Source organism: Candidatus Planktophila versatilis, assembly GCF_002288105.1.
Classification (GTDB): Bacteria; Actinomycetota; Actinomycetes; order Nanopelagicales; family Nanopelagicaceae; genus Planktophila; species Planktophila versatilis.
This window is the reverse complement of the sequence record NZ_CP016774.1, coordinates 590,287-605,950: the sequence shown is the minus strand read 5'-3', so window position 1 is coordinate 605,950 and position 15,664 is coordinate 590,287. Positions and strand designations below refer to the sequence as shown.

14 protein-coding genes and 1 rRNA gene are annotated in these 15,664 nt (G+C 49.9%); all 15 read right to left on the bottom strand.

Translation table 11 applies throughout. From position 1 onward, the window contains the following. Window positions 1-294: 294 nt before the first annotated feature. Window positions 295-1,807, bottom strand: a 16S ribosomal RNA gene (locus A1sIA79_RS03070). A 481-nt stretch (window positions 1,808-2,288) separates the two neighbouring features. Further along, window positions 2,289-3,560, bottom strand: a complete 1,272-nt coding sequence (gene tyrS / locus A1sIA79_RS03065) for a tyrosine--tRNA ligase (RefSeq protein WP_095674768.1) — start codon at window positions 3,558-3,560, stop codon at window positions 2,289-2,291. A 5-nt stretch (window positions 3,561-3,565) separates the two neighbouring features. Continuing rightward, a complete protein-coding gene (gene argH / locus A1sIA79_RS03060; protein WP_095674767.1) occupies window positions 3,566-4,993 on the bottom strand; it encodes an argininosuccinate lyase in 1,428 nt (475 codons plus the stop codon). Continuing rightward, window positions 4,993-5,469: an arginine repressor gene (gene argR / locus A1sIA79_RS03055; RefSeq protein ID WP_095674766.1), complete on the bottom strand. Its 477-nt coding sequence runs from the start codon at window positions 5,467-5,469 to the stop codon at window positions 4,993-4,995. Before argR ends, argH begins: the two co-directional genes overlap by 1 nt. Further along, the gene (locus A1sIA79_RS03050) at window positions 5,462-6,619 is read right to left on the bottom strand and encodes an acetylornithine transaminase (protein WP_095674765.1); all 1,158 of its coding nucleotides are present in this window, start codon (window positions 6,617-6,619) and stop codon (window positions 5,462-5,464) included. Before A1sIA79_RS03050 ends, argR begins: the two co-directional genes overlap by 8 nt. Further along, on the bottom strand, window positions 6,616-7,401 hold the full coding sequence (argB, locus tag A1sIA79_RS03045) for an acetylglutamate kinase (protein WP_095674764.1): 786 nt from the start codon (window positions 7,399-7,401) through the stop codon (window positions 6,616-6,618). Before argB ends, A1sIA79_RS03050 begins: the two co-directional genes overlap by 4 nt. Beyond that, window positions 7,398-8,417, bottom strand: a complete 1,020-nt coding sequence (gene argC, locus A1sIA79_RS03040) for an N-acetyl-gamma-glutamyl-phosphate reductase (protein WP_095674763.1) — start codon at window positions 8,415-8,417, stop codon at window positions 7,398-7,400. The genes argB and argC overlap by 4 nt, the downstream gene beginning before the upstream one ends. A 38-nt stretch (window positions 8,418-8,455) precedes the next feature. Beyond that, window positions 8,456-10,912: a phenylalanine--tRNA ligase subunit beta gene (pheT, locus tag A1sIA79_RS03035; RefSeq protein ID WP_095674762.1), complete on the bottom strand. Its 2,457-nt coding sequence runs from the start codon at window positions 10,910-10,912 to the stop codon at window positions 8,456-8,458. Beyond that, entirely contained in the window at window positions 10,913-11,920 is a 1,008-nt protein-coding gene (gene pheS, locus A1sIA79_RS03030; protein ID WP_095674761.1) for a phenylalanine--tRNA ligase subunit alpha, read from the bottom strand. 10 nt (window positions 11,921-11,930) lie between these two features. After that, window positions 11,931-12,716: a TrmH family RNA methyltransferase gene (locus A1sIA79_RS03025; protein WP_095674760.1), complete on the bottom strand. Its 786-nt coding sequence runs from the start codon at window positions 12,714-12,716 to the stop codon at window positions 11,931-11,933. A gap of 28 nt (window positions 12,717-12,744) precedes the next feature. Next, window positions 12,745-13,104 carry a 50S ribosomal protein L20 gene (gene rplT, locus A1sIA79_RS03020; RefSeq protein WP_095674759.1) on the bottom strand — a complete coding sequence of 120 codons (360 nt, stop codon included), beginning with the start codon at window positions 13,102-13,104 and terminating at the stop codon, window positions 12,745-12,747. Window positions 13,105-13,118: 14 nt separating this feature from the next. Continuing rightward, window positions 13,119-13,316: a 50S ribosomal protein L35 gene (gene rpmI, locus A1sIA79_RS03015; RefSeq protein WP_095674758.1), complete on the bottom strand. Its 198-nt coding sequence runs from the start codon at window positions 13,314-13,316 to the stop codon at window positions 13,119-13,121. 33 nt (window positions 13,317-13,349) lie between these two features. Further along, window positions 13,350-13,979 (bottom strand): translation initiation factor IF-3, encoded by a 630-nt coding sequence (gene infC / locus A1sIA79_RS03010; protein ID WP_223298193.1) that lies wholly within the window; start codon window positions 13,977-13,979, stop codon window positions 13,350-13,352. A gap of 180 nt (window positions 13,980-14,159) precedes the next feature. After that, window positions 14,160-14,951, bottom strand: coding sequence for an enoyl-ACP reductase FabI (gene fabI, locus A1sIA79_RS03005; protein WP_095674757.1), 792 nt, complete (start codon window positions 14,949-14,951; stop codon window positions 14,160-14,162). After that, on the bottom strand, window positions 14,926-15,639 hold the full coding sequence (fabG, locus tag A1sIA79_RS03000; protein ID WP_095674756.1) for a 3-oxoacyl-ACP reductase FabG: 714 nt from the start codon (window positions 15,637-15,639) through the stop codon (window positions 14,926-14,928). Before fabG ends, fabI begins: the two co-directional genes overlap by 26 nt. Window positions 15,640-15,664 lie beyond the last annotated feature (25 nt).

Below are 15,664 nucleotides of genomic sequence, written 5' to 3'. Positions count from 1 at the left end.
TGTGTAGTTCTCAAAATACGGGCGGTACTCAATAAGAGTTGAGACTTCCTTAACATCTGTAATTAAACAGAAGTGTTAAGCAGTATCTCTTCTTATTAAGTCCAGAGGTTTGGCGCTAGCCGTCCCCTCAGGACCCAACAACGTGCCTAGTTGAAATTTGATAAACGCTAATTTTCCACTCCCCAAAGGGCTGTACTAATTGCGAAATCTTAAATAAACCTAAGTCAATGCTCCACAATGAGCCGAGTAGTTAAATGAAGTTAACTATTAACTTCGCTACTCGATGCTCCTTAGAAAGGAGGTGATCCAGCCGCACCTTCCGGTACGGCTACCTTGTTACGACTTCATCCCAATCACCGATCCCACCTTTGGCAGCTCCCTCCTTACGGTTGGGCCACTGACTTTGGGTGTTACCGACTTTCGTGATGTGACGGGCGGTGTGTACAAGCCCCGGGAACGTATTCACCGTAGCGTTGCTGATCTACGATTACTAGCAACTCCGACTTCATGGGGTCGAGTTGCAGACCCCAATCCGAACTGAGACTGGCTTTATCGGATTCGCTCCACCTTGCGGTATCGCAGCCGTTTGTACCAGCCATTGTAGCATGCGTGCAGCCCAAGACATAAGGGGCATGATGATTTGACGTCATCCCCACCTTCCTCCGAGTTAACCCCGGCAGTCTCCTGTGAGTCCCCAACTAAATGCTGGCAACACAGAACGAGGGTTGCGCTCGTTGCGGGACTTAACCCAACATCTCACGACACGAGCTGACGACAACCATGCACCACCTGTATACAGACCTTGCGGCTACGACATCTCTGCCGTATTCCTGTATATGTCAAGCCTTGGTAAGGTTCTTCGCGTTGCGTCGAATTAAGCCGCATGCTCCGCTGCTTGTGCGGGGCCCCGTCAATTCCTTTGAGTTTTAATCTTGCGATCGTACTCCCCAGGCGGGGCGCTTAATGCGTTAGCTGCGTCGCACAAACCGTGGAAGGTTCGCACAACTAGCGCCCACCGTTTACGGCGTGGACTACCAGGGTATCTAATCCTGTTCGCTCCCCACGCTTTCGCTCCTCAGTGTCAGTATTGGCCCAGAGACCTGCCTTCGCCATCGGTGTTCCTCCTGATATCTGCGCATTCCACCGCTACACCAGGAATTCCAGTCTCCCCTACCAAACTCCAGCTCGACCGTATCGGATGCAGGTCAGGGGTTGAGCCCCTGATTTTCACATCCGACGTATCGAACCACCTACGAGCTCTTTACGCCCAATAATTCCGGACAACGCTTGCACCCTATGTATTACCGCGGCTGCTGGCACATAGTTAGCCGGTGCTTCTTCTGTAGGTACCGTCACTTTCGCTTCTTCCCTACTGAAAGAGGTTTACAACCCGAAGGCCTTCATCCCTCACGCGGCGTCGCTGGGTCAGAGTTTCCTCCATTGCCCAATATTCCCCACTGCTGCCTCCCGTAGGAGTCTGGGCCGTGTCTCAGTCCCAGTGTGGCCGGTCGCCCTCTCAGGCCGGCTACCCGTCGTCGCCTTGGTGAGCCATTACCTCACCAACAAGCTGATAGGCCGCGAAGTCATCTTCAACCGAAAAACTTTCCAGCCCCGATCATGCGATCAAGGCTCATATCCGGTATTAGCCCCGGTTTCCCGGAGTTATCCCAGAGTTGAAGGCAGATTCTTCACGTGTTCCTCACCCGTTCGCCGCTAATTCACACCCGAAGGTGTTTCATCGCTCGACTTGCATGTGTTAAGCACGCCGCCAGCGTTCGTCCTGAGCCAGGATCAAACTCTCCATAGAAAGTTTTTTTCATGGCTTACGAGACAAACAAACTGTCGTTTATTTTGTCTTTACCAAAGGAATTCAACGAGTATTCCAGAAGCTATAAATAGCATCTGGTACATACTTCATTGAAGTATTTATTTAGAGAATGGCGAATTAACACCATTCTCTGGCATTGACTTATGGCACGCTGTTGAGTTCTCAAGGTACGGATGCGCACTGCATCGCTGGATTTCTCCGGCTTTTCAGGGCAGACCGCCAAATCTAGTCCATGGCTTCGCACGCGTCAAAACGGGCAAAATGGCCTAGATTTGGGGAAATGCTGTACGACCTCGTTTGAGTCCGTTCCACAGCAAGGAGCGTAACTATAGGGGGCGCTCCCCTAGGGGTCAAATCCGTCTAATTGGCCGAAAATATACATAATCGCTTAGTTAAAAACAGTGAAAAATTGCAGCATTTATGCGTAAAAAGTGGCGTTTTTGAGATTTCACCCAAACGGCTATCCGAGCTCTACCGCCGCCAGGTCTCGCTTGCCTTTCCGCAAAACTGCATATTTTCCGCATAAAAAGTCAGTTTTTTGAAGACGGAAATCTTCGCCAACCACCTTCTCATTATTGAGATATGCGCCACCTTCTTTAACGATCCGACGAGCAGCAGATTTTGAATCAACCACACCGGTGGCCACCAACAAATCCACCCAAGTGGGTATCTCGGCTCCCTTTTCAATTCGCGTATGTGGAAGTTCCGCCAAAGCTGATGCCAGCGTTGATTCATCCAGTGTTGCAAGATCACCTTGACCAAAGAGTGCGCGGGCAGCTTCTTCAACACGTGCTGCAATCTCGGGGCTATGAACAAGTGAGGTGAGTTCTCTAGCAAGTTCTCGATGAGCTTCGCGTGCACCAGGGTTTGCGGTGTGTGCTGATTCGAGTGCTTCTATCTCGGTGCGTGATTTAAATGAAAACACCTTAAGGAAATTGATGACATCATTATCATCAGAGTTCAACCAATACTGGAAGAAGGCGTATGGCGAGGTCATCTCTGGATCGAGCCACACACTTCCGCCGGCTGTCTTACCAAATTTAGTTCCATCCGCTTTTGTCAGTAGTGGCACGGTCAGTGCATGCGCACTTGCACTTTCAACACGTCGAATCAGATCTAGACCAGCGGTGATATTTCCCCATTGATCAGAGCCACCTATTTGCAGTGTGCAGTTATAGCGCTTGTAAAGTTCTAAGTAATCCATCGACTGGAGAACTTGATATGAAAACTCAGTGTAAGAAATGCCATCTTTTTCAAGTCGAGATGAAACCGCATCCTTATTCAGCATTTGATTAACGCTAAAGTGCTTTCCAATGTCGCGTAAGAACTCAATGGCCGACATGGGCGCAGTCCAGTCCAGGTTATTGACCATCACTGCCGGATTCTTGCTCGACTCAAAGTCCATGAACTTTGAAAGCTGCCCCTTTATACGATCGACCCACTGCCCTACAACTTCAGTTGTATTCAGCGTGCGTTCTTCATTTTTACCGCTGGGATCACCCACCAAGCCAGTGGCTCCCCCAACCAGCGGAAGCGGGTTGTGGCCAGCTAGTTGAAAGCGGCGTAGAACAAAGAGAACAACGAGGTTTCCCACATGGATGCTCGGCGCCGTCGGATCAAAGCCCACATAGAGCGTAATTGGCTTGGCTAGCGCCTTACGCAGCTCGACCTCGTCTGTTGTCTGAGCAATAAGCCCACGCCACTTAAGGTCATCTAACAAATCGTAAGTCACTGTTCTCACGCACCCATCATGGTCGAAAATGCTTTGGCTGCGGCAGTGAATTCGCTGCGAGTCTTTTCCAGAGAACTTTTTGCCTCACTCAATTGTTGCGCTAGCGCAGAGGGTGCGGTGCCACCACGTGTCGTACGAGATGCAAGTGCGCCCTGCACAGTGAGCACATCTCGAACATCGCCTTTGAGCGCTGGATGAATCTTTGCAAACTCATCATCGGTGAGCTGGTGAAGTTGGCGGCCAGATGATTCACAGAGTGCAACACATTTGCCAGCAGCTTCATGTGCTTGCGAAAATGGGATGTGTGCCCTGACCAAGTAATCAGCAATTTCAGTTGCAAGTGAAAAACCAAGAGGTGCGGCAAGTGCCATCTTCTCGCGATCGAATTCAGTAGTTGCCACCATCCCGGTCACTGCCGGAAGAACGAGCAAGACGGTATCAATGGAATCAAAGAGTGGCTCTTTATCTTCTTGCAGATCGCGGTTATATGCAAAGGGCAGACCTTTGAGCATGGCAAGAACGCCAGTGAGATTTCCAATCAGACGACCTGACTTGCCACGTGCAAGCTCTGCCATATCCGGGTTTTTCTTCTGCGGCATGATGGAGGAACCAGTGGAGTAAGCATCTGATACTCGTGCCCAACCAAATTCAGTGGTCGACCAGATGCACCATTCTTCACCGATTCGTGAGAGATGAACTCCCACCATGGAGAGAATGAATAGCGCTTCGGCAACAAAATCACGATCAGATACGGCATCAATTGAATTAGCGGCACTGGATGTAAAACCAAGTACTTTCGCAGTGACCTCCGGTGCTAACGGCAAGGATGATCCAGCCAGTGCACCTGAGCCAAGTGGGCTGACAGATGTGCGAGTGAGCCAATCTTGAATACGATCTAGATCTCGCGCAAATGCGTGCACATGCTTTGCAATCTCATGCCCAAAGAGCACGGGCTGTGCATGTTGCAGGTGAGTAAATCCGGGAGCCGGAGCATCCGAGTATTCGGTTGCTTTTGCTATCAGGGCTTCTTGCAGTTCGGCTATTGATAAAGCAATCGAAATCATCGCATCCATGGCATAAAGTCGCAGATCTGTTGCCACCTGATCATTACGTGATCTACCGGCGCGTAGTGCGCCTCCGATTTCACCAAGTTTTTTAGTAAGACCGCGTTCTAAGGCGCTATGAACATCTTCATCAGTTGCAAGATAGGTGAACTTTCCGGAAGCCACTTCCGCAACTAGCTCTTCTAAAGCCTTTCGAATTGCTGCAGCCACCTTCTTATCAAGAAGCCCACTGCTTTCTAGTACCGACAGATGGGCAAGTGATGAACGAAGATCATAAGGAGCCAAACGCCAATCAAATTGCACACTTTGTGAGAGCGCAAATACAGCCTCCGCCGGAGACTGCGAAAACCTTCCGCCCCAGAGCGCCATTATTTTCTCCCTCTAACCTTCTTGACTTGCCCGTATGAGAGTAATTCTTTCGCTAGTTGCGCCCCACCGCTTGCTTTTCTAGCGACAACTAAGACCGTGTCGTCACCTGCGATTGTTCCAATAATGGAAGATATTCCAGAGTGATCGAGTGAACTTGCAAGCAATTGTGCTCCCCCGGGTGGAGTGTGAATAACCGCTAGATTTCCACTCGATTCGACAGAGAGAATTAGTTCGGAAGGCAGCGGCATAGAACGCGAAAGTGAAGCCTCACCTGAAGACGAGATCGTGTAGACCGAATCGCCCGTGGCTGATCTGCCCCGTACAGCGCCGATCTCTTCCAGGTCACGGCTAGCGGTGGCTTGGGTAACTGCAAAGCCAGCCTTTTTCAGCTCTTTCACTAGATCAGATTGGGAATGAATGAGCCCGCCCTTAATCAGCGAAATCGCCTTTGCTCTCCGTGCGCTCACACTAGCCATGACGCACCTGCGCTAGGGCTGCAGTGAATATCGTTACAAACTTCTTTGCATCACGTAATGAAATATTCAGAGCTGGCGCAATACGAATAATTGATTCACTCGGTGCATTAATCAGTAGCCCCAGCTCTTGGCTCTTCTTCACAAGCTCCTTCGCACATCCCTGATCCAGGGTAAGTCCAATCAGTAGCCCTGCTCCTCGTACCTCGGTAACACCCGGAACAAGAGCGAGTTCGGCAAAAAGATAGGAACTCACTTCATTAACATGGATGAGAATCTTTTCTTTTTCGATTGCGGAAATCACGGCAAGTGCTGCCGCCGTTGCAATCGGATTTCCACCAAAAGTTGAACCGTGATCGCCGGCTTTAAAAAGATGAGAGGCAGGACCAAGTGCGATCATCGCTCCAAGTGGGAGTCCTCCTCCTAAGCCTTTAGCCAAGGTAATCACATCGGGCTTAACACCTGAATACTCATAGCCAAACCAGTCACCGGTGCGACCCATCCCTGTCTGCACGCAGTCGAAGACGAGGAGAGCACCGTTCTCATCGCAATATCTACGAACATCTTGTAAGTAATTAGCAGGCGGGACAATGACCCCGGCTTCGCCCATGATGGGTTCGACAATTACCATGGCAGTTCTCTTATTGATCTTTCGCTTCATCGCACGTGAATCACCGAAGGTGACGTGGGAGATCCCGCGAAGTAACGGCTTAAATGGATTTCGTTTTGATGGCTGACCGGTGAGTGATAGCGCGCCCATCGTTCTACCGTGGAAAGATTCCTTCGTTGCAACAACGCTAGTTCTACCCGTGCGACGACTTAGCTTCAGGGCCGCCTCATTTGCTTCCGCGCCAGAATTGCAGAAGAAGACTCGTGCTGACTTATCACCGGTGAACTTCTGTAGTTTCTCAGCCAATTGCAGCACATTAGGGTGGGCATAGAAATTACTCACATGACCCAATGTAGAAACCTGTTTTGTCACAGCTTTCACAATTGCAGGATGGCCATGGCCCAAAACATTAGTGGCGATGCCAGCCAAAAAATCTAGGTACAGCTTGCCTTGGGCATCTTTGACATATGAACCTTTTCCAGAGACTAACTCGATGGAAGGAGTTCCGTAATTATCTTGAAGTGAATTTATCCAACGCTTCATGCGAAGACCAACGTTCCGCCAACGCCAAGGAGTGCGCTCTTCAGGGCCTCGGGGTTTCTGCCATCAATAATCCGCACCGCATGTGCACCTGCGCCAATGGCATCTAAGCAAGATTGCACCTTGGGGGCCATCCCATCTGCAAATGTAGATTTAATCCCTTGCAACTCTTCCACAGAAATCTCTGAGATTAATGAATCCTTATCCGGCCAATTCCGATAGATTCCCTCGACATCAGTCATGATGATCAGCCATTGGGCTTCTAACGCACCTGCGATTGCCGCCGCTGCGATATCAGCATTGACGTTAAATCCATGTGTGCCAAGTGCATCCGTTGCTACGGGTGAAATGACTGGCACGCTTCCTTGTGTCACTAGTGTTTGAATCTTTTCGGGGTTCACTTCAATAACAGTTCCGACAAGACCTAAATCAGCTCTTGTTCCATCTACTAAAGTGGTCAACTTCTCTGCAATCAGCGTTTTAGAATCCCGACCAGAGATAGCAACCGCTTTGATTCCGTGGCTGCATAGGGACTGTGCAACGGCAGGACCAATCTCTTTTGCTAACACTCTCTCAACGATCTGGAAAACCTCAGGGGTGGTGACGCGAAATCCGCCGATAAATTCCGTTGTAATCCCAGCTGATTCAAGTGCCGAACCAATTTGTGGCCCACCACCATGAACAATCACGATCTCGACCCCCTGAGAGATGGCATCTGCAATAGCTTGCGCAAATTCACCATGTGAATCCGACATCGCATGGCCACCGAACTTCACGATAATCACGCGCCAATCCCATCGAAATCGAGTCCGGCAGTCTCAGCAAAACCACACATGATGTTGGCGTTTTGAATAGCTTGCCCCGCGGCGCCCTTACCTAGATTATCTATCGCTACTGAAACAACAAGTCTTGAGGTGTGAGCGTCAACTGCAACCTGCATCTGCACATTATTGGATCCCAAAACAGCTGATGTCTTTGGCATGACTACAAATTCAAGCACTGAAACAAATGCTGAATCTGCAAAATAATCGCTATAAAGCTGATGTGCCTCTTCAGAGGTAATCTTCTTGGTCAGCTTGGCAGTAACCGTTGCCAGGATTCCTCTTGGCATCGGAGCCAAGACTGGAGTGAAAGAAATCTTCACATCTTGCCCACTAATTTTGCTCAACGTCTCTTCGATTTCAGGGGTGTGTTGATGTGTTCCACCGAATTTGTAGGAACTCAGAGACCCTGAAACCTCACTGGCGAGTAGATTTACCTTTGCATTTCTGCCGGCGCCAGTTGTTCCTGATGCAGCCACGACCACGCAATCAGAGAGATCAGCGATACTAGAAGCCGGTGCGGCTCCCAGTGCGATAGCTGTCGCATAGCATCCTGGGTTTGCAACGTATTGCGCCTGTGCAATTGCGCTCTTGTACTGCGCGATATCAGCTAGCCCATAGCTCCAGGTCCCGGCGTGTGTGCCACCGTAATACTTCTCCCACTGCTGGGCATCGCTTAATCTGTAATCCGCACCTAAATCAACAATCTTTGCTCCCTTAGGAAGTTGCGAAATTATCTTCGAAGATTCTCCATGTGGCAGTGCAAGAAAGATCAGCTGGCAATCGGTAAATGCTTCGGCTGAGAAGGCAATGAACTTCTGATTTTCATAACTTCTAAGTTGTGGATGAATCGAAGTAATCAACTCCCCCGCATTGGAATGAGCCGCAACAGCGGCTACCTGAAAATGTGGGTGCCCAGCTAGCAGCCGCAGGAGTTCTCCTCCTGCATATCCACTGCCGCCGATAATCCCAGTTTTCATAATCTCACTATAGCATATTTATGCACGGATGTGCATATTTATGCAGTACGCAGAACTGCGCCAGTAGCTTTCTCCGCTGATTTCACCGCTGAATCTCGCAGCGCGCTGACTTCTGCCCCCGTGAGGGTGCGGTCCGCAGCTCGGAAAACTAAGGAGAAGGCCAAAGAAATCTTGCCGTCACCTATTTTGTCGTAGCGGTCAAAGAGCGAGATTGATTCTAGGAGCTCGCCCGCACCTGCCCGCAGCGCCTGCTCGACCTCTAGCGCTGAGACCGATGCATCGATAATCAGCGCCACATCTTGGAGCGCAGCCGGCATAGTGCCCACGGTAGAGGGACGGACCAAAGGTGAATCTGGCAACGCATTGAGTGCAACTGCAAAAGCTGAGGAACGTTCAGGAAGACCATACATCTCTACGATCCTTGGATGAAGTTCGCCCGCATGGGCAACAGGTTTGCCGTCAATGAGTAATTCAGCGCAACGGCCAGGATGCCACGGCGCAATATCCGAACGCTTTATTGTCCAAGAGTGATTGCACAGCTGCAGGACTTCCTGCGCAAATGCGATTGCGTCCTGCCAGGTGTAAGAACGTGGTTTACCTTGCCAGTCCTCGTTCTCCACTTTTCCAACCAGTAGCCCCGCAACGTGGAAAGCCTGTGGTGGCAAACTGGCGTAAATAGATGCAATCTCCTCCGAACTCGGTTTTTGACCTAGCACTGGTGAGATCATCGGCACCAGTTTTTGGACCCCTCGGAAAATAGATCCCATCTCAAAGATTGCAAAGTCTTTTGCACCTCTGCTGATATTGCGCTGCGCGACTTCCAACAATCCTGGGACCATGTGTACTCGCAGCAACGGTAACTCTTCCGACATCGGATTTGCAATGCGATATGTCGATGCGCGCTCACCCAGGAAGCCCAACGCCTCAATTGTTTCTTGGTTGGTGAAGGGAAAAGTTTGAACTTCAGCCAAACCCCGACTAGCTAGCATCATCGAAACTGCGCGACGACGCTTCTGGGAATGAGTGAGTGATGCGTGCTTTGGTCGTGGCGGAAGAATCGACGGAATCTTGTCAAAGCCAACCATGCGAGCAATTTCTTCCGTGAAATCTGCTTGGCCGAGTAAATCAGCACGCCAAGATGGAGGATTTACTTCGAAAGTCTTTTCGTTCACTTCACATCCAATGGTGCGAAGAATCTTGACTATTTCAGCAGGGGCCACATCTACACCCATAATGCGAGAGATATATGTCGGATCCACTTCGACCATGGGGCTAAATCGAGGTTCGCCAGCAATCACAGTTGCTACGTGTTGCGCTGGGCTATTTTCAGTCAATAACTGCACGAAACGAGCGGATGCAAATTGTGCAAGGGAGGGATCCACACTTCGTTCCAAACGACGTGAGGCCTCCGAAGAAAGCTTGTGCCGCCGTGAATTCTTAGCAACGCAGGTTGGATCAAATCGAACCGCTTCGAGTGCTATCTCGGTCGTTGTCTCTGAAATTTCTGAGAACGCTCCACCCATTGTTCCAGCTAGTGCAAGTGGTTGCTCGTCATCGCAGACCATAAGGTCATCAGGATCTAATTGGCGCACCTGACCATCGAGAGTGGTAAATGGTTGCGCCTTGCCCGCCCGCTTAATGGTGAGGCCACCCTTTATCTTTGATTTATCGAAGGCGTGAAGTGGCTGACCCAATTCCAGCATCACATAGTTAGTGACATCTACAACCAAGGAGATAGAGCGCATGCCCATCTTTTCAATCCTTCTGCGCATCCAGATTGGAGTTGTGGCCTTGGCATCAAAGTGTGAAAGGGTTCGTAAGTAAAACACCGAGGCAGTTGCTGGGTCGGCAATCTTTGCACTCACACCCTTGCCTGTGTCAGTAAATTTAAGTGTGCGAAGTGCATCAACTGGGTCGGTATATGAAAGACCTAGCGAGCCAGCAACCTCACGTGCAATGCCGCGGATACTCAAGGCATAGCCACGGTCCGGATTGACGGCGACATCGAATATGACATCATTGATTAATAGCGCTTCAATTGCATCGGCTCCGATCGCAACTGATCCCTCTGTAAATGTCATGATTCCGGAGTGGTCATCTCCAATCCCAAGTTCGCGGGCCGAACAGATCATTCCGTTGGAAACTTTGCCGTATGTTTCACGAGCACCGATTTTGAAATCTCCTGGCAGTACTGCACCCGGCAGAGCTGCGACTACCAAATCTCCAACCGCAAAATTTGTTGCCCCACAAATGACATAACGGGTCTGCTTCTCGCCACAATCAAGACCCACATATCGAATGGCTTTCTTAAACTCGGTAATCTCTTCAATGCTTAATACCTTGGCAAATACCAAGGGGCCTGTCAGGTCTGCGCCCTGATGAATAATCTCTTCCACTTCAAAACCAACGCGGATCAGGGCATCAGAGATTTGTTCTGCGGTAATGGAGGCCGGGATCTCAACAAATTCCTTGATCCACGATAACGGTGCGCGCATTTAGAGTCCGACCCCAAACTGGCGAGTGAATCTCAAGTCGCCTTCCACAATGTCGTGCATGTCAGTAATTCCATGTCGAACCATCAGCGTGCGCTCGAGTCCCATTCCAAATGCGAATCCAGTGTAGACATCTGTATCAATGCCACACGTTGCCAGAACTTTAGGGTTGACCATTCCGCATCCGCCCCATTCGATCCATCGATTGTTGAAGAAGATATCGACTTCAGCGCTCGGTTCGGTGAATGGGAAGAATGACGGACGCAAACGTGTCGTGACATCGGGACCAAACATGTGTCGCGCAAAATTATCAAGGGTTCCTTTCAGGTGGGCCATCGTGATTCCCTTATCAACTACGAGGCCTTCAACCTGGTGGAAAACTGGGCTGTGAGTAGCATCTAGTTCATCAGCACGAAATGTGCGACCAGGACAAATGACATAGATAGGCGGTTCTTGAGCCAACATCGTACGAATCTGCACTGGTGATGTGTGCGTGCGAAGAACTAGCCCTGACTCGATTGGCTCAATAAAGAAAGTGTCTTGCATTGTGCGCGCAGGATGATCAGCCGGAATATTCAGGGCATCAAAGTTAAGCCAACCCGATTCAAGTTCTGGCCCTTCTTCAACTGAGAAACCTTGCTCGATAAAGAAATCTGAAATCTCATTCTTAATGATTGAGATGGGATGTAGTCCCCCGCGGTGCGCACGACGAACCGGCAAAGTGATATCGACAATTTCTTCAAGTAAAACTCTGGAGTCGCGCTCTTGCTCAAGTTTTGCCGTCTGTTGCGCTAACGCTTTTGCTATCTCTGCTTTAGCTTCCCCAATAATCTTTCCAACGGAAGCTTTCTGATCGGCTGAGAGCGTGCCGAGAGCTCTGCTAGCAAGTGCTATCGGTGACTTATCGCCAGCGTGTGCCAGGCGAGCTGATTTAAGTTGTTCTAAATCCGTGGCGGCGGTAAAGGCGCTCTGCGCATCGCTTATCCACGATGCTACATCTGCCGGATTCATGGGCGTGATTCTATCCTGCGACCTTTGCCGAAAGGGTGAACATAACGATTGATGCCGCTGCAGATAAATTAAGGCTTTCGGCATTGCCAGCCATTGGAATAGTCACTTCCGTCACAGCCGCGCCAAGGGCTGCTGCATCTACTCCCCTGGCTTCATTGCCGAAGACTGCAATGCAATCCCCCGCAATCTTCAGATCCAGAATCGATGTCGATGCATGAGATGAAAGGAGAATCTTCTGGGTGTCAGGGAAGATGGAAGCTAGCGCTTGAAAAGTCACTCCCTCGTATACGGGGATGTTCCACAGTGAACCCGCGGTTGAACGAACCACTTTTGGTGAATACATATCGACAGAATCAGGAGAAGTAACAACAGCAGTGACTCCCATTGCATCTGCGGTGCGAAGAATCGTTCCGGCATTTCCAGGATCTTGGATCTCATGGAGATAGATAACAGTAGAGCTACCCGTAAGTGCGAGTTCGGAAATACTGTTCTCAGGGGTATGACAAAGTGAGATGAGACCTTGTGGTGAGACGGTATCTGACATCGCCTTGAGAACAGGCTCGGAGACTTCAACAATTTCAACAGCACCTAGGTCAAGTTCTGCAATCTTTGAGAGTCCTTGCTCTGTTGCGTAAATAATTTTTATCTCTGGACCCCCAGCAGAAGTAAGTGCCTCGCGTGTGCATTGCACGCCCTCTGCCACAAAGAGTCCTTGTTCGCGGCGTTCTTTCGCCCCTTTAGAACCAATAAGAGCCTTCACTCGCGCGATATGCGGCGAGTGAAGGCTCTCAATCATTGGCTCTACAACCTAGTTTCTAGATAACTTAGGCTGCTGGAAGGTTCTTGCGAGCAACGTCGACAAGAACCTTAAATGCTGCTGGATCATTCGTTGCGATATCTGAAAGAACGCGACGATCTACTTCAAGTCCGGAAGCCTTAAGACCCTGGATGAAGCGGTTGTATGTCATTCCGTTCTCGCGGGATGCAGCATTGATGCGCTGAATCCAGAGCTGACGGAAATCACCCTTCTTATCTTTACGATCGTTGAAGGCATAAACCATTGAGTGCGTAACTTGCTCCTTCGCCTTTGTGAAAAGACGTGAACGTTGTCCGCGATATCCGCTGGCACGTTCAAGGGTTGTGCGACGCTTCTTTGCTGCGTGTACTCCGCGCTTGACTCTCATTTAGTGGCGCTCCCTTACTTCAAACCAAGCATGCGCTTGGCTGTCATTGTGACGGTTGACTTAGCTGATGACTCTTGGCTCAAACGACGAGTAACGCGTGATGACTTGTGCTCCAAAAGGTGGCGCTTGCCTGCACGCTCGTGCATGATCTTTCCGGTACCTGTGACGCGGAAGGTCTTCTTCGCACCACTGTGGGTTTTCATCTTTGGCATTTCTTATCTCCTGTTACGTCGTCGTGAGTAAAACTATTTAGCAGCTTCTTCGGCTGCTTTTTCCTTCGCAGCTTTCGCTGCCTTCTGCTCTGCTACTACTTCTGTCTTCTTCTTCGTCGGACCCAACACCATCGTCATCTGTCGACCCTCTTGCTTAGGGGCGAATTCAACGAAAGCAATATCTTTCACATCTTCTGCAAGACGTTGCAAGAGTTTGAATCCGAGCTCTGGACGTGTTTGTTCACGGCCACGAAACTTCATCGTTATCTTCACCTTGTCGCCACCTTTGAGAAACTTTTCAACTGACGAGCGTTTAGTCTCGTAGTCGTGATTCTCAATCTTTGGCGTCAATCGCACTTCCTTCACCACAATGTGGGTCTGGTTCTGACGTGCTTCGCGAGCTTTTTGTGCGATCTCGTACTTGTACTTTCCAAAGTCCATGATCTTACAAACTGGCGGATTAGCTTCCGGTGCAATCTCTACGAGATCGAGTCCGATTTCATCTGCCATAGCTAGCGCTGCTTCGATATCTACAACTCCAACTTGCTCACCTGTGTAATTGATGAGGCGAATTTGGGGTGTGCGGATACGGTCATTAATGCGGGGCTCTGTTGTGATTTCTGCTCCTATGTTCGGTTCACTTGTGTATCCAAGTTGCCGCAAAATTCGCGCACCGCATAGGCAGATAAATCTAGAATCCTAGATTTAAATCCGACAAACCAATCCGCCGAAGCAGTAGAGGTGGGAGCGGTGAGCTCCTCTTGCAGCAGCCGTGGGCTACTGGTCTGAGGCAAAGGCTACCCGAGTGCGGGCAAATAGAAAAATCCTCGCTTGAAAGGGGCTTTAGCCCATCGCGTGCAGGCCACCATCGACGTGAATAATCTCGCCCGTCGTTTTTGGAAACCAATCACTGAGTAGCGCAACTGCGCCTTGCGCTGCCGGCACTGGATCTGCAACATCCCACTTCAATGGACTGCGCTCATTCCAGACATTTTCAAATTCATTAAATCCAGGAATCGACTTTGCTGCGATGGTTCTAATCGGACCTGCTGCAATGAGGTTGATGCGGACATTATCTTTTCCAAGATCGCGAGCGAGATAGCGAGATGTGGATTCAAGGGCTGCTTTGGCAACTCCCATCCAGTCATACTTTGGCCAGGCAACTTGGGCATCAAAATCAAGTCCGACAACAGATGCCCCATCTTTAAATAGCGGATGGCATGCCATTGTCAGTGATTTCAAAGAGTAGGCAGAGACCTGCACCGCCGTTGCCACATCTTCCCAAGCAGTATTGAGAAAGTTGCCACCTAGTGCTGCTTCAGGTGCAAAGCCAATCGAGTGAACAACGCCATCAAGGTGTGGAAGATGCTTCTTTACCTCTGTTGCTAACGCATCAAGATGTTCCTGATTGGTAACGTCTAGTTCAATAATCGGAGCGGGCTTTGGCAGGCGTCCTGCGATACGAGTTGTCAGACTAAGGCCGCGACCAAAACCTGTAAGAACAACTTGCGCACCTTCTTCTTGTGCCAAGCGAGCGATATGAAAAGCGATCGAGCCATCAGTGAGAACACCGGTTACCAAAATATTCTTGCCCTCTAAAATTCCCACTTCAGTGCCCCATTCCAAGTCCGCCATCTACCGGAATGATGGCACCAGTGATATAGCTAGCTTTGGCAGATGCAATAAATGTCACCACATCTGCAATCTCCTGTGCTGAACAGAATCGACCGAGCGGAACCTGTGCTGCGATTTCACTCCGGCGCTTCTCATCAAGTTCGGCCGTCATATCTGTCTCTACAAATCCAGGGGCAACAACGTTGGCAGTGATGCCACGTGAACCGAGTTCTCTTGAAAAAGATCTAGCCATTCCAACTAGCCCAGACTTAGAAGCGGAATAGTTCACTTGTCCGGCAGCTCCTACCCCACCGACAACTGAACCGATAAAAATCAGACGACCACGCTTTAACTTCAGAAGACCTTTGGTGGCGCGCTTAGCAACGCGAAAAGCGCCGGTGAGGTTAGCATCAATCACACTTTCGAAATCTTCGTCAGTCATACGTAAGACCAGAGTGTCTTTAGTAATTCCAGCATTTGCCACGATAATTTCTGGCTGTCCTATCTCACTTTCAATCTTTGTAAAAGCTAATTCAACACTTTCTGAGTTAGTGACATCCATCTGGACTGCATCAAAACCTGTAGGTGGGGTGCCGCTGCGGTAAGTGATGACAACGCGATGACCCGCTTCTTTGAGAGCGGTCGCAATAGCTAAGCCAATTCCGCGATTGCCACCGGTAACTAATGCGATGGAAGTCGGCTCGCTCATGAGAGAAAACTACCCTACTGTTGGG

Excerpts from the sequence above, each read along its gene's own strand:
- pheS (WP_095674761.1), bottom strand. The coding sequence starts at position 11,920 with ATGAATCCGGCAGATGTAGCATCGTGGATAAGCGATGCGCAGAGCGCC.
- rplT (WP_095674759.1), bottom strand. The coding sequence starts at position 13,104 with ATGAGAGTCAAGCGCGGAGTACACGCAGCAAAGAAGCGTCGCACAACC.
- argC (WP_095674763.1), bottom strand. The coding sequence starts at position 8,417 with ATGAAAACTGGGATTATCGGCGGCAGTGGATATGCAGGAGGAGAACTC.
- pheT (WP_095674762.1), bottom strand. The coding sequence starts at position 10,912 with ATGCGCGCACCGTTATCGTGGATCAAGGAATTTGTTGAGATCCCGGCC.
- argH (WP_095674767.1), bottom strand. The coding sequence starts at position 4,993 with ATGGCGCTCTGGGGCGGAAGGTTTTCGCAGTCTCCGGCGGAGGCTGTA.
- fabG (WP_095674756.1), bottom strand. The coding sequence starts at position 15,639 with ATGAGCGAGCCGACTTCCATCGCATTAGTTACCGGTGGCAATCGCGGA.
- A1sIA79_RS03050 (WP_095674765.1), bottom strand. The coding sequence starts at position 6,619 with ATGAAGCGTTGGATAAATTCACTTCAAGATAATTACGGAACTCCTTCC.
- argR (WP_095674766.1), bottom strand. The coding sequence starts at position 5,469 with ATGGCTAGTGTGAGCGCACGGAGAGCAAAGGCGATTTCGCTGATTAAG.
- A1sIA79_RS03025 (WP_095674760.1), bottom strand. The coding sequence starts at position 12,716 with ATGATTGAGAGCCTTCACTCGCCGCATATCGCGCGAGTGAAGGCTCTT.
- rpmI (WP_095674758.1), bottom strand. The coding sequence starts at position 13,316 with ATGCCAAAGATGAAAACCCACAGTGGTGCGAAGAAGACCTTCCGCGTC.
- fabI (WP_095674757.1), bottom strand. The coding sequence starts at position 14,951 with ATGGCGGACTTGGAATGGGGCACTGAAGTGGGAATTTTAGAGGGCAAG.